The organism is Streptomyces spiroverticillatus, assembly GCA_014650415.1.
GTDB lineage: Bacteria > Actinomycetota > Actinomycetes > Streptomycetales > Streptomycetaceae > Streptomyces > Streptomyces spiroverticillatus.
On the sequence record BMUX01000001.1, the window covers coordinates 786030 to 799260 of the forward strand.

Here is a 13231-nt window from a genome sequence, read left to right on the forward strand (position 1 = left end):
CGTGATCAGACCGCCCTCATCAGCAGGGTCGCGGCGATGAGGATCGCCGTACCGCCGAACATCGAGACCGCGTACGAGCGGGCGTAGCCGTTCTGGAGCTTGCGCAGCCGGCCCGAGAGCCCGCCGACGGCGGCGGCGGTGCCGTTGACCACGCCGTCGACGCCCTTGTGGTCGAGGTAGACCAGCGAGCGGGTGAGGTGCTCGCCGCCGCGGACCAGGACCACGTGGTTGAAGTCGTCCTGGAGGAGGTCGCGGCGGGCGGCCCGGGTGAGCAGCGAGCCACGCGGGGCGACGACCGGGATCGGCTTGCGGCCGTACTGGAGGTACGCGGCGGCCACACCGAGCAGCAGGACCGCGATCGTCGCGCCCGTGATGACGGGAATCGAGATCGGGGGGTGCGGGTGCTCGAACTTCGTCACCGGCTCCAGCCAGTTGACGAACCGGTCGCCGATGCCGAAGAAGCCACCGGCGAAGACCGACCCGAAGGCCAGCACGATCATCGGGATCGTCATGGACGACGGAGACTCGTGCGGGTGCGGCTCGTTGCCGTCCGCGTCGGGCTGCCAGCGCTTCTCGCCGAAGAAGGTCATCAGCATCACGCGCGTCATGTAGAACGCGGTGAGTCCGGCGCCCAGCAGGGTGGCCGCGCCCAGGATCCAGCCCTGGGTGCCGCCCGCGGCGAACGCCGCCTCGATGATCTTGTCCTTGGAGAAGAAGCCGGACAGGCCCGGGAAGCCGATGAGCGCCAGGTAGCCGAGGCCGAAGGTGATGAAGGTGACCGGCATGTACTTCCGCAGGCCGCCGTACTTGCGCATGTCGACCTCGTCGTTCATGCCGTGCATCACGGAGCCCGCACCGAGGAAGAGCCCGGCCTTGAAGAAGCCGTGCGTCACCAGGTGCATGATCGCGAAGGCGTAGCCGATCGGGCCGAGTCCGGCCGCGAGGATCATGTAGCCGATCTGCGACATGGTCGATCCGGCGAGGGCCTTCTTGATGTCGTCCTTGGCACAACCGACGATCGCACCGAAGAGGAGCGTGACCGCGCCGACGACGGTGACCACCAACTGGGCGGTGGGCGCGGCGTCGAAGATGGCTCCGGAGCGGACGATCAGGTAGACACCGGCGGTGACCATGGTCGCCGCGTGGATGAGGGCCGAGACCGGGGTCGGGCCCTCCATCGCGTCGCCGAGCCAGGACTGGAGCGGCACCTGCGCCGACTTGCCGCACGCGGCGAGCAGCAGCATCAGGCCGATCGCGGTGAGCTTGCCCTCACCGGTGTCGCCCGTGGCCTCCAGCACCGGCCCGAAGGCGAAGGTCCCGAAGGTGGTGAACATCAGCATGATCGCGATCGAGAGGCCGATGTCGCCCACCCGGTTGACCAGGAACGCCTTCTTGGCCGCCGTCGCCGCGCTGGGCTTGTGCTGCCAGAACCCGATGAGCAGGTACGAGGCGAGACCGACGCCCTCCCAGCCGAAGTACAGCAGGAGGTAGTTGTCGGCGAGGACCAGCAGCAGCATCGCCGCGAGGAAGAGGTTCAGGTAGCCGAAGAAGCGCCGGCGGCGCTCGTCGTGCTCCATGTACCCGATGGAGTAGACGTGGATCAGGGTGCCCACGCCGGTGATCAGCAGGACGAAGGTCATCGACAGCTGGTCGAGCTGGAAGGCGATGTCCGCCTGGAAGGACTCGACGGGCACCCAGCTGAACAGCTTCTGGTGCAGGGCGCGGTCGTCGGCGCCCTTGCCGATCATGTCGACGAAGAGCACGGCGCCGATCAGGAAGGAACCGGCGGCGAGGACGGTGCCCAGCCAGTGGCCGATTCGGTCCAACCGGCGGCCGCCGCACAGCAGTACGGCCGCTCCGAGCAGTGGCGCTGCGACGAGCAGCGCGATCAGGTTCTCCACGATTCTTTGCGCCCCTTACAGCTTCATCAGGCTGGCGTCGTCGACCGAGGCCGAGTGACGGGACCGGAACAGCGACACGATGATCGCCAGGCCGACCACGACCTCGGCGGCGGCGACGACCATCGTGAAGAAGGCGATGATCTGGCCGTCGAGATTGCCGTGCATCCGGGAGAACGTGACGAGTGCCAGGTTGCAGGCGTTGAGCATCAGCTCGACGCACATGAACACGACGATGGCGTTGCGCCGGATCAGGACCCCTGCCGCACCGATGGTGAACAACAGCGAGGCGAGATAGAGGTAGTTGACCGGATTCACTTCGCAGCCTCCTCTTCCCGGTCGCGACCGAGCCGCTCCTCGGAGCGCTGCTCCAGCGCCTTGAGGTCGTTGAGCGCCTCGGTCGACACGTCGCGGATCTGGCCGCGCTCGCGCAGCGTCTGCATGACGGTCAGCTCGGACGGGGTGCCGTCGGGGAGCAGACCGGCGATGTCCACCGCGTTGTGCCGGGCGTAGACGCCGGGGGCGGGCAGCGGCGGGAGGTGCTTGCCCTCGCGCACGCGCTGCTCGGACAGTTCACGCTGGGTCTTGGCGCGCTCGGTGCGCTCGCGGTTGGTGAGGACCATCGCGCCGACCGTGGCGGTGATGAGCAGGGCGCCGGTGATCTCGAAGGCGAAGACGTAGTCCGTGAAGATCAGCTTGGCGAGGCCCTGGACGTTCCCGGCGGCGTTCGCCTGGCCGAGTCCGTTGAACTCCTTGATCCCGGCGTTGCCGATGCCCGCGATGAGCAGGATCCCGAAGCCGATGCCGCAGCCGGCGGCCAGCCAGCGCTGGCCCTTCAGCGTCTCCTTGAGGGAGTCCGCCGCCGTGACACCGACCAGCATGACCACGAAGAGGAACAGCATCATGATCGCGCCGGTGTAGACGACGATCTGGACGATGCCCAGGAAGTACGCCCCGTTGGCGAGGTAGAAGACCGCCAGGATGATCATAGTCCCGGCGAGACACAGCGCACTGTGCACGGCCTTCTTCATCAGGATCGTGGACAGCGCGCCGACGACGGCGACCGTCCCCAGGATCCAGAACTGGACGGCCTCACCGGTGGAGGCGGCAGCGGCGAGGGCGCTCACGCTCCCACCACCTTGCTGGAGGCGGGCTCGTCCTCGCCGAAGGTGGAGGCGCCCTCCTGGACCCGCTCCCCCTTGCTGAGGGCGACCTGCTGGACCGTGCCGGGCGCGGCCTCGGTGACCAGCCCCCGGTAGTAGTCCTGCTCGTCCGTGCCCGGGAAGATCGAGTGCGGGGAGTCGACCATGCCCTCGGTCAGCCCGGCGAGGAGCTGCTCCTTGGTGTAGATGAGGTTCTCGCGGCTGCTGTCGGCCAGTTCGAACTCGTTGGTCATCGTGAGCGCCCGGGTGGGGCACGCCTCGATGCACAGCCCGCACAGGATGCAGCGGGCGTAGTTGATCTGGTAGACGCGGCCGTACCGCTCACCCGGGGAGTAGCGCTCCTCCTCGGTGTTGTCCGCGCCCTCCACGTAGATCGCGTCGGCGGGGCAGGCCCAGGCGCACAGCTCGCAGCCGACGCACTTCTCCAGGCCGTCGGGGTGCCGGTTGAGCTGGTGACGGCCGTGGAAGCGCGGCGCCGTCACCTTCGGCGTCTCCGGGTACTGCTCGGTCAGCCGCTTCTTGAACATGGCCTTGAAGGTCACGCCGAAGCCGGCCACGGGGTTCTGCCAGGGGGTCCGGGGGTCTTCGCCCCGGGAAGCTGCATCAGACACCGTCAGCCTCCTTTCCGTCACTCTCAGTAGCAATGCCCTCAGTATTGCCGCCGCCACTGACAACGAGCTCCCGCTCCTGCCGGGACCGCCTTCGCGGCACTGGCGGCAGTGTCTGTCCGGGCAGCGGAGGCACCGGGAATCCCCCGGCCATCGGGTCGAACGCCGCCTGGTCCTCGGGCTCTTCGTGCTTGGAGCGGCGGAACATCTCCCACACGTACGAGATCAGCAGTACGGCGAGCACGGCCCCGGCGACGTAGAAGACGATCGACCGGAACTCGACGCCCTCGCGGGTCAGCGCCCGCATGGTCGCGACGAGCATCAGCCAGACCACCGAGAGCGGGATCAGGACCTTCCAGCCCAGCTTCATCAGCTGGTCGTAGCGCACGCGGGGCAGCGTGCCGCGCAGCCAGATGAAGAAGAACAGCAGCAACTGCACCTTGAGGACGAACCAGAGCATCGGCCACCAGCCGTGGTTCGCGCCCTCCCAGAAGCTGCTGATCGGGTACGGGGCCCGCCAGCCGCCCAGGAAGAGGGTGACCGAGACCGCCGAGACGGTGACCATGTTGACGTACTCGGCCAGCATGAACAGCGCGAACTTGATCGAGCTGTACTCGGTGTTGAAGCCGCCGACGAGGTCGCCCTCGGACTCCGGCATGTCGAAGGGGGCGCGGTTGGTCTCGCCGACCATCGTCACGACGTAGATCAGGAAGGACACCGGCAGCACGACGATGAACCACTTGTCGTGCTGCTGCGCCACGATCTCGGACGTCGACATCGACCCGGAATAGAGGAACACCGAGGCGAAGGCCGCACCCATGGCGATCTCGTACGAGATCATCTGCGCGCAGGAGCGGAGACCGCCGAGCAGCGGGTACGTGGAGCCCGACGACCAGCCCGCCAGGACGATGCCGTAGATGCCGACGGAGGCGACCGCGAGGATGTAGAGCATCGCGATCGGCAGGTCGGTGAGCTGCATCGTCGTACGGGTGCCGAAGATCGAGACCTCGTTGCCGGGCGGCCCGAAGGGGATCACCGCGATCGCCATGAAGGCCGGGATGGCCGCGACGATCGGGGCGAGGACGTAGACGACCTTGTCGGCGCGCTTGACGACGAGGTCTTCCTTCAGCATCAGCTTCACGCCGTCGGCGAGCGACTGGAGCATGCCCCAGGGGCCGTGCCGGTTGGGGCCGATGCGCAGCTGCATCCAGGCGACGACCTTGCGCTCCCACACGATGGAGAACAGCACGGTCACCATCAGGAACGCGAAGCAGAAGACGGCCTTGATCGCGACGAGCCACCAGGGGTCCGTGCCGAACATGGACAGGTCTTCGACCGCGAGTGTGTACGTCGTCATGCCGTCACCTCCGTCGGAACGGCCTCGGCGCTCCGAGCGGGCGCGAGGGTGACCAACTGGCCGGGGCGCGCCCCGGTGTCGGAGAGGACGCCGCCGCCCACCGAGTTCATCGGCAGCCAGACGACCCGGTCGGGCATCGCGCTGACCTGGAGCGGCAGTTGTACGGTTCCGGCCGGGCCGGTGACGGCCAGCACGTCGCCGTGCTTGACCCCGGTCTCGGCGGCGGTGGCGGCCGACAGCCGGGCCACGGCGGCGTGCCGGGTGCCGGCCAGGGCCTCGTCGCCGTCCTGGAGCTTGCCCTGGTCGAGCAGCATCCGGTGACCTGCGAGGACGGCCTCTCCGGCACCCGCTCGGGGAAGCGGCCGGGAGGTCTCCAGCGGAACGGAGGCGTGCGGTCCGTCCCAGGCGCCGAGCCGGTCCAGCTCCCGCCGCACGGACTTCAGATCCGGCAGCGCGAAGTGCACGTCCATTTCGTCGGCCAGCATGTGCAGCACCCGCGAATCGCTCGGTGCCAGGCGGCGCGTCATCTGCTCCGGCTTCAGCGCGGCCTCGAACATCCGCGCCCTGCCTTCCCAGTTGAGGAAGGTGCCGGGCTTCTCGGCGACCGCGGCCACCGGGAAGACGACGTCGGCCTTGGCGGTGACCTCGCTGGGCCGCAGCTCCAGCGACACCAGGAAGCGCACCTCGTCGAGCGCGGTGCGCGCACGCGCGGGGTCGGGCAGGTCCGCCGGGTCGACGCCCGCGACGACCAGCGCGAGGAGTTCGCCGGTCGCGGCGGCCTCCACGATCTGGCCGGTGTCGCGCCCGTACCGGTGCGGGAGTTCGGCCACACCCCACACGGAGGCGACCTCCTCGCGCGCCCGGGGGTCGATCGCGGGCCGCCCGCCGGGCAGCAGCGACGGAATCGCGCCCGCCTCGACGGCCCCGCGCTCTCCGGCCCGGCGCGGAATCCACACCAGCTCCGCGCCGGTCGCCGAAGCGGCCCGTACGGCAGCGGTCAGGGCACCCGGCACACCGGCCAGCCGCTCGCCGACCACGATCACCGCACCGGGCTCGCGCAGCGCGTCGGCCGCGCGCACCCCGTCGCCCTCCAGGCCCGCGTGCCCGGCCAGCGCGTCGAGCCATTCGGTCTCGGTGCCGGGGGCGGCGGGCAGCAGCGTGCCGCCCGCCTTCTCCAGACCCCGGGTGGCGTGCGAGGCGAGGGCGAAGGTGCGCTGGCCGTGCTTGCGGTGGGCCTTGCGCAGCCGCAGGAAGACGCCGGGCGCCTCCTCCTCGGACTCGAACCCGGCGAGCAGCACCGCCGGAGCCTTCTCCAGGGTGGTGTACGTCGTCCCCGTGCCGTCGAGGTCGCGGCCGCGTCCGGCGACGCGGGAGGCCAGGAAGTCGGCCTCCTCGCTGCTGTGGACGCGGGCGCGGAAGTCGACGTCGTTGGTGTCGAGGGCGATACGGGCGAACTTGCCGTACGCGTACGCGTCCTCCACCGTCAGCCGGCCACCGGCCAGCACACCGGCGCGACCGCGCGCGGCGGACAGCCCCTTCGCCGCAGCGGCCAGGGCCTCCGGCCAGCTCGCGGGCTCCAGTTCACCGGTCTCGGCATTCCGTACGAGAGGAGTCGTCAGCCGGTCCGGCCGCTGGGCGTAGCGGAAGCCGAAGCGGCCCTTGTCGCACAGCCACTCCTCGTTGACCTCCGGGTCCTCGGCGGCCATGCGCCGCATGACCTTGCCGCGCCGGTGGTCGGTGCGGGTGGCACAGCCACCGGCACAGTGCTCGCACACGGAAGGCGTCGACACCAGGTCGAAGGGCCGGGAGCGGAAGCGGTACGCGGCCGAGGTCAGCGCGCCCACCGGGCAGATCTGGATCGTGTTGCCGGAGAAGTACGACTCGAACGGGTCGCCCTCGCCGGTGCCGACCTGCTGGAGCGCGCCGCGCTCGATCAGCTCGATCATCGGGTCGCCCGCCACCTGGTTCGAGAACCGGGTGCAGCGTGCACAGAGCACGCAGCGCTCGCGGTCCAGGAGCACCTGGGTGGAGATCGGGACGGGCTTCTCGTAAGTCCGCTTCTTGCCCTCGAAGCGGGAGTCCGGGTCGCCGTGCGACATGGCCTGGTTCTGGAGGGGGCACTCGCCGCCCTTGTCGCAGACCGGGCAGTCCAACGGGTGGTTGATCAGCAGCAGTTCCATCACGCCGCGCTGCGCCTTGTCGGCGACCGGCGAGGTGATCTGCGACTTGACGACCATGCCGTCGGTGCAGGTGATGGTGCAGGAGGCCATCGGCTTGCGCTGGCCCTCGACCTCGACGATGCACTGGCGGCAGGCGCCGGCCGGGTCGAGGAGGGGGTGGTCGCAGAACCGGGGGATCTCGATGCCGAGGAGTTCGGCGGCGCGGATGACCAGGGTGCCCTTGGGGACGCTGATCTCGATGCCGTCGATGGTCAGGGAGACGAGATCCTCCCGGGGGACCGCCGCCTCGCCGCCCCCGGAGGGCGCGCTGTTTGTCGTGACGGTCATGCGTTCACCTCCAGGTGCTTGTCGGCCCACAGGGTCGACTTGGCGGGGTCGAAGGGGCAGCCCTTGCCGGTGATGTGCTGCTCGTACTCCTCGCGGAAGTACTGGAGCGAGGAGAAGATCGGCGAGGCCGCACCGTCTCCGAGCGCGCAGAAGGACTTGCCGTTGATGTTGTCGGCGATGTCGTTGAGCTTGTCGAGGTCCGACATCTGGCCCTTGCCGGCCTCGATGTCACGCAGCAACTGCACCAGCCAGTACGTGCCTTCGCGGCAGGGCGTGCACTTGCCGCAGGACTCGTGGGCGTAGAACTCGGTCCAGCGGGTGACGGCGCGCACCACGCAGGTCGTCTCGTCGAAGCACTGGAGCGCCTTGGTACCGAGCATGGAACCGGCGGCGCCGACACCCTCGTAGTCAAGCGGTACGTCGAGGTGCTCGTCCGTGAACATCGGGGTGGAGGAGCCGCCCGGCGTCCAGAACTTCAGCCGGTGCCCGGCGCGCATTCCGCCGCTCATGTCGAGCAGTTGGCGCAGCGTGATACCCAAGGGGGCTTCGAACTGGCCGGGATTGGCGACGTGCCCGCTCAGGGAGTACAGCGTGAAGCCCGGAGACTTCTCACTCCCCATCGAACGGAACCAATCCTTGCCCTTGTTGAGGATTGCGGGAACGGATGCGATCGACTCGACGTTGTTAACAACAGTGGGACAGGCATAGAGCCCGGCGACCGCAGGGAAAGGAGGACGCAGCCGGGGCTGGCCGCGACGGCCTTCGAGCGAGTCGAGCAGCGCGGTCTCTTCTCCGCAGATGTACGCACCCGCCCCCGCGTGCACGGTGAGTTCGAGATCGAGTCCGCTGCCGAGGATGTTCTCGCCGAGGTATCCGGCCTCGTACGCCTCCCGCACGGCCTCGTGCAGCCTGCGCAGCACGGGGACGGTCTCTCCGCGCAGATAAATGAAGGCGTGATTCGAACGGATCGCGTAACACGCAATGACAATGCCCTCGACGAGGCTGTGCGGGTTCGCGAAGAGGAGCGGGATGTCCTTGCAGGTCCCCGGCTCCGATTCGTCGGCGTTGACAACGAGATAGTGCGGCTTGCCATCTCCTTGCGGAATGAACTGCCACTTCATTCCGGTGGGGAATCCGGCTCCGCCCCGCCCGCGCAGTCCGGATTCCTTCACGTACGCGATGAGGTCGTCCGGGGTCATCGCGAGGGCCTTGCGCAGACCCTCGTACCCCTCGTGCCTGCGGTAGGTCTCCAGGGTCCAGGACTTGGGGTCGTCCCAGAAGGCGGAGAGGACGGGTGAGAGCAGCTTCTCCGGGCTGTCCCCGTTGCCGTTGCTGTTGATCTCGGCTGCCAAGGTCATCACTCCCCCTCCTCGGACGAGGGTCCTGCCGGGTGCTGCTCGGGTGCCGCGGCCGGGTCGGAGGCCGAGGTGGGCTGGGGTGCGTCGTGCGAGCTGAGGTGACCGGAACCGCCCTGCGGCGCCTCCTGCTTGGCTTCACCGCGCGGCGATACGACGCGGGGCTGGCCCAGCGACTCGCCCTTGGCGAGCCTGAGCCCCAGCAGCGAGGCGTGCCCGGCGCCGCCGGAGGCCTCGACCGCGCCGGGGCGCTCGTCGGGGAAGCCGGCGAGGATGCGGGCGGTCTCCTTGTACGAGCACAGGGGGGCGCCCCGGGTGGGCTCGACGGGGCGGCCGGAGCGCAGGTCGTCGACGAGCTTCTTCGCCGACTCCGGGGTCTGGTTGTCGAAGAACTCCCAGTTGACCATCACCACGGGGGCGTAGTCGCAGGCGGCGTTGCACTCGATGTGTTCGAGGGTGACCTTGCCGTCGCCGGTGGTCTCGTTGTTGCCGACCCCGAGGTAGCTCTTCAGCTCGTCGAAGATGGCGTCGCCGCCCATGACCGCGCACAGGGTGTTGGTGCAGACGCCGACCTGGTAGTCGCCGGACGGCTTGCGCCGGTACATGGTGTAGAAGGTGGCGACGGCGGTGACCTCGGCGGTGGTCAGGCCCAGCACCTCCGCGCAGAACTGCATCCCCGTACGGGAGACGTAGCCTTCCTCGGACTGCACGAGGTGCAGCAGCGGCAGCAGCGCGGAGCGGCTGTCGGGGTAGCGGCCGATCACCTCCTTCGCGTCCGCTTCCAGGCGGGCCCGGACCTCGTCCGGGTAGGCGGGGGCGGGCAGTTGGGGCATGCCCAGTGACACATCGGTCATCGGTCGACGCCTCCCATCACGGGGTCGATGGACGCGACGGCGACGATGACGTCGGCGACCTGGCCGCCCTCGCACATCGCCGCCATGGCCTGGAGGTTGGTGAAGGACGGGTCGCGGAAGTGGACCCGGTAGGGGCGGGTGCCGCCGTCGGAGACGACGTGCACGCCGAGTTCGCCCTTGGGGGACTCGACGGCCGCGTACGCCTGGCCGGCCGGGACCCTGAAGCCCTCGGTGACCAGCTTGAAGTGGTGGATCAGGGCCTCCATGGAGGTGCCCATGATCTTCTTGATGTGGTCGAGGGAGTTGCCGAGGCCGTCCGCGCCGATGGCGAGCTGGGCGGGCCAGGCGATCTTCTTGTCCGCGACCATGACGTCACCGGGCTTCTTGAGGCGCTCCAGGCACTGCTCGACGATGTCGAGGGACTGGCGCATCTCTTCGAGCCGGATCAGGAAGCGCCCGTAGGAGTCGCAGGTGTCGGCGACGGGGACCTCGAAGTCGTAGGTCTCGTAACCGCAGTACGGGTCGGTCTTGCGCAGGTCGTGCGGGAGACCGGCGGAGCGGAGCACCGGGCCGGTGGCCCCCAGCGCCATGCAGCCGGTGAGGTCGAGGTAGCCGACGTCCTGCATGCGGGCCTTGAAGATGGGGTTGCCGGTGGCGAGCTTGTCGTACTCCGGCAGGTTCTTGCGCATGGTCTTCAGCAGCTCGTGCAGCTTGTCCATGGCGCCCGGCGGGAGGTCCTGGGCGAGGCCGCCGGGGCGGACGAACGCGTGGTTCATGCGCAGACCGGTGATCAGCTCGAAGGCGTCCAGGATGAGTTCGCGGTCCCGGAAGCCGTAGATCATGATCGTGGTCGCGCCGAGCTCCATGCCGCCGGTGGCGATGCACACCAGGTGCGAGGAGAGCCGGTTCAGCTCCATCAGCAGGACGCGGATGATGCTGGCCCGGTCCGGGATCTGGTCGGTGATGCCGAGGAGCTTCTCGACGCCCAGGCAGTACGCCGTCTCGTTGAAGAACGGCGTCAGGTAGTCCATGCGCGTGACGAAGGTGGTGCCCTGCGTCCAGTTCCGGAATTCGAGGTTCTTCTCGATGCCGGTGTGGAGGTAGCCGATGCCGCAGCGGGCCTCGGTGACGGTCTCGCCGTCGATCTCCAGGATCAGGCGGAGCACGCCGTGCGTGGACGGGTGCTGGGGGCCCATGTTGACGATGATGCGTTCGTCGTCGGACTTGACCGCGGACTGGACGACCTCGTCCCAGTCGCCGCCGGTGACCGTGTAGACGGTGCCCTCGGTGGTTTCGCGGGCGGATGCGGAAGAGGGGGGAGTTGTCACGAGTACGACCTCCGCTGGTCCGGAGCCGGGATCTGGGCGCCCTTGTACTCGACGGCGATGCCGCCGAGGGGGTAGTCCTTGCGCTGCGGGAAGCCCTGCCAGTCGTCCGGCATCATGATCCGGGTCAGGGCGGGGTGGCCGTCGAAGATCAGGCCGAAGAAGTCGTACGCCTCGCGCTCGTGCCAGTCGTTGGTCGGGTAGACCGAGACCAGCGAGGGGACGTGCGGGTCGGCGTCGGGGGCGCTGACTTCGAGCCGGATGAGCCGGCCGTGGGTGAGCGAGCGCAGGTGGTACACCGCGTGCAGCTCGCGGCCCTTGTCTTCGAGGTAGTGCACGCCGCTGACACCCGTGCACAGCTCGAAGCGGAGGGCCGGGTCGTCGCGGAGGGTGCGGGCCACCTGGAGCAGGTGCTCGCGGGCGATGTGGAAGGTGAGTTCGCCGCGATCGACGACCGTCTTCTCGATGGCGTTCGAAGGCAGCAGGTCCTGCTCCTCCAGCGCGCCCTCCAGCTCGTCGGCGACCTCGTCGAACCAGCCGCCGTAGGGGCGGGACGATTCGCCGGGGAAGGTGACGGTCCGTACGAGACCGCCGTACCCGGTCGTGTCACCGCCGTTGTTGGCGCCGAACATGCCCTTGCGGGTGCGGAGCACCTCGCCGCCCGCGTCGCGCGGGGCGGGCACGCCGTTCGTCGCGCTCTCGTCTCGCTCGCTCACCGCAGCAGCCCCTTCATCTCGATCGTGGGGAGCGCCTTGAGGGCCGCCTCCTCCGCCTCGCGGGCCGCTTCCTCCGCGTTCACGCCGAGCTTGGAGGACTGGATCTTCTGGTGGAGCTTGAGGATCGCGTCCATCAGCATCTCGGGGCGCGGCGGGCAGCCGGGGAGGTAGATGTCGACCGGCACGATGTGGTCGACGCCCTGCACGATGGCGTAGTTGTTGAACATGCCGCCCGACGAGGCGCAGACGCCCATGGAGATGACCCACTTGGGGTTCGGCATCTGGTCGTAGACCTGTCGCAGGACGGGCGCCATCTTCTGGCTGACCCGCCCGGCCACGATCATCAGGTCGGCCTGGCGCGGTGAGCCGCGGAAGACCTCCATGCCGAAGCGGGCCAGGTCGTACCTGCCCGCGCCCGTCGTCATCATCTCGATGGCGCAGCAGGCGAGGCCGAAGGTGGCGGGGAAGACGGAGGACTTCCGCACCCAGCCAGCGGCCTGTTCGACGGTGGTGAGCAGGAATCCGCTCGGCAGTTTCTCTTCGAGTCCCATGGGTGATCCCTCAGCCCCTCAGTCCCATTCCAGGCCGCCGCGACGCCATACGTACGCGTACGCGACAAAAACGGTGAGCACGAAGAGGAGCATCTCGACGAGCCCGAAAATCCCCAGGGCGTCGAAGGAGACCGCCCAGGGGTAGAGGAAGACGATCTCGATGTCGAAGACGATGAACAGCATCGCCGTCAGGTAGTACTTGATGGGGAAGCGCCCGCCGCCGGCGGGCGTCGGTGTGGGCTCGATGCCGCACTCGTACGCTTCCTGCTTCGCCCGGTTGTAGCGCTTGGGGCCGATAAGCGTGGCCATGACCACGGAGAAGATCGCAAACCCTGCCCCGAGGGCGCCGAGCACAAGGATGGGCGCGTAAGCATTCACCCTCCTCGCTCCTTCCAGTCGTCCTTGACCGTTGGACCGCGCCGGGCTCGTGCCTGCCCCGGAGCGGGGGGCCGGTGCGCCTCGCCGTTCTCCGCGGAAGAACCGTATGAAGATCGCGGATATGTGAGGCAGTTCACAAGCCTGACTGCCCCGCATCCTATGCCTGCCGGTCTGTGATCTGCGACACGGGGTACGACAACGACTTTGTGATCTCCACCACCTGACGAAGGATCATGAAGCCGGATGAGCGGTGATCTACGTACCGGAAGCGCGCAAGTGATCACCTGACGTGACATTCGGTGGCGTTGTCGCTGGTGGAAGGCGTGTCGCTCTATCAAGAGGTGGTCGCTGCAAGCAAATTGGAACTGGACGCTCGCGCGTGATAAGGCCCCGAGGTGCGCCCGTCCGCGGCCATCGGCCACTCGAACTCACCCGCGCGAGGGGGTCCGCGGAGGCGGGTGGACACGTGCACGCGTTCACGAACGCGCGAGCCGGCGGGCGACTCCGTCGGCCAACTCC

General features: G+C 68.6%; 12 protein-coding genes. All 12 read right to left on the reverse strand.

What is annotated here, in order from left to right:
* Positions 1-5 precede the first annotated feature (5 nt).
* Genes nuoL through IE269_RS03685 form a run of 12 tightly spaced genes read right to left on the reverse strand, consistent with a single transcriptional unit; the run spans position 6 to position 12712 of the window.
* Positions 6-1901, reverse strand: a complete 1896-nt coding sequence (gene nuoL / locus IE269_RS03630; protein ID WP_189821175.1) for an NADH-quinone oxidoreductase subunit L — start codon at positions 1899-1901, stop codon at positions 6-8.
* A gap of 15 nt (positions 1902-1916) precedes the next feature.
* Positions 1917-2216: an NADH-quinone oxidoreductase subunit NuoK gene (gene nuoK / locus IE269_RS03635; RefSeq protein ID WP_189821176.1), complete on the reverse strand. Its 300-nt coding sequence runs from the start codon at positions 2214-2216 to the stop codon at positions 1917-1919.
* Positions 2213-3025, reverse strand: coding sequence for an NADH-quinone oxidoreductase subunit J (locus IE269_RS03640; protein ID WP_189821177.1), 813 nt, complete (start codon positions 3023-3025; stop codon positions 2213-2215). The genes nuoK and IE269_RS03640 overlap by 4 nt, the downstream gene beginning before the upstream one ends.
* On the reverse strand, positions 3022-3672 hold the full coding sequence (gene nuoI / locus IE269_RS03645) for an NADH-quinone oxidoreductase subunit NuoI (RefSeq protein WP_189821178.1): 651 nt from the start codon (positions 3670-3672) through the stop codon (positions 3022-3024). The genes IE269_RS03640 and nuoI overlap by 4 nt, the downstream gene beginning before the upstream one ends.
* Positions 3665-5026: an NADH-quinone oxidoreductase subunit NuoH gene (gene nuoH / locus IE269_RS03650; RefSeq protein WP_189821179.1), complete on the reverse strand. Its 1362-nt coding sequence runs from the start codon at positions 5024-5026 to the stop codon at positions 3665-3667. The genes nuoI and nuoH overlap by 8 nt, the downstream gene beginning before the upstream one ends.
* Entirely contained in the window at positions 5023-7533 is a 2511-nt protein-coding gene (locus tag IE269_RS03655) for an NADH-quinone oxidoreductase subunit G (protein ID WP_189821180.1), read from the reverse strand. The genes nuoH and IE269_RS03655 overlap by 4 nt, the downstream gene beginning before the upstream one ends.
* Positions 7530-8891 (reverse strand): NADH-quinone oxidoreductase subunit NuoF, encoded by a 1362-nt coding sequence (gene nuoF, locus IE269_RS03660; RefSeq protein WP_189821181.1) that lies wholly within the window; start codon positions 8889-8891, stop codon positions 7530-7532. Before nuoF ends, IE269_RS03655 begins: the two co-directional genes overlap by 4 nt.
* Positions 8891-9721 (reverse strand): NADH-quinone oxidoreductase subunit NuoE, encoded by an 831-nt coding sequence (gene nuoE, locus IE269_RS03665; protein ID WP_438817525.1) that lies wholly within the window; start codon positions 9719-9721, stop codon positions 8891-8893. The genes nuoF and nuoE overlap by 1 nt, the downstream gene beginning before the upstream one ends.
* A gap of 17 nt (positions 9722-9738) precedes the next feature.
* On the reverse strand, positions 9739-11070 hold the full coding sequence (locus IE269_RS03670) for an NADH-quinone oxidoreductase subunit D (RefSeq protein ID WP_189821183.1): 1332 nt from the start codon (positions 11068-11070) through the stop codon (positions 9739-9741).
* Positions 11067-11783: an NADH-quinone oxidoreductase subunit C gene (locus IE269_RS03675; RefSeq protein WP_189821184.1), complete on the reverse strand. Its 717-nt coding sequence runs from the start codon at positions 11781-11783 to the stop codon at positions 11067-11069. Before IE269_RS03675 ends, IE269_RS03670 begins: the two co-directional genes overlap by 4 nt.
* Entirely contained in the window at positions 11780-12334 is a 555-nt protein-coding gene (locus IE269_RS03680) for a NuoB/complex I 20 kDa subunit family protein (protein ID WP_018528252.1), read from the reverse strand. The genes IE269_RS03675 and IE269_RS03680 overlap by 4 nt, the downstream gene beginning before the upstream one ends.
* A gap of 18 nt (positions 12335-12352) precedes the next feature.
* Entirely contained in the window at positions 12353-12712 is a 360-nt protein-coding gene (locus tag IE269_RS03685; RefSeq protein ID WP_189821185.1) for an NADH-quinone oxidoreductase subunit A, read from the reverse strand.
* Between the last annotated feature and the right edge of the window lie 519 nt (positions 12713-13231).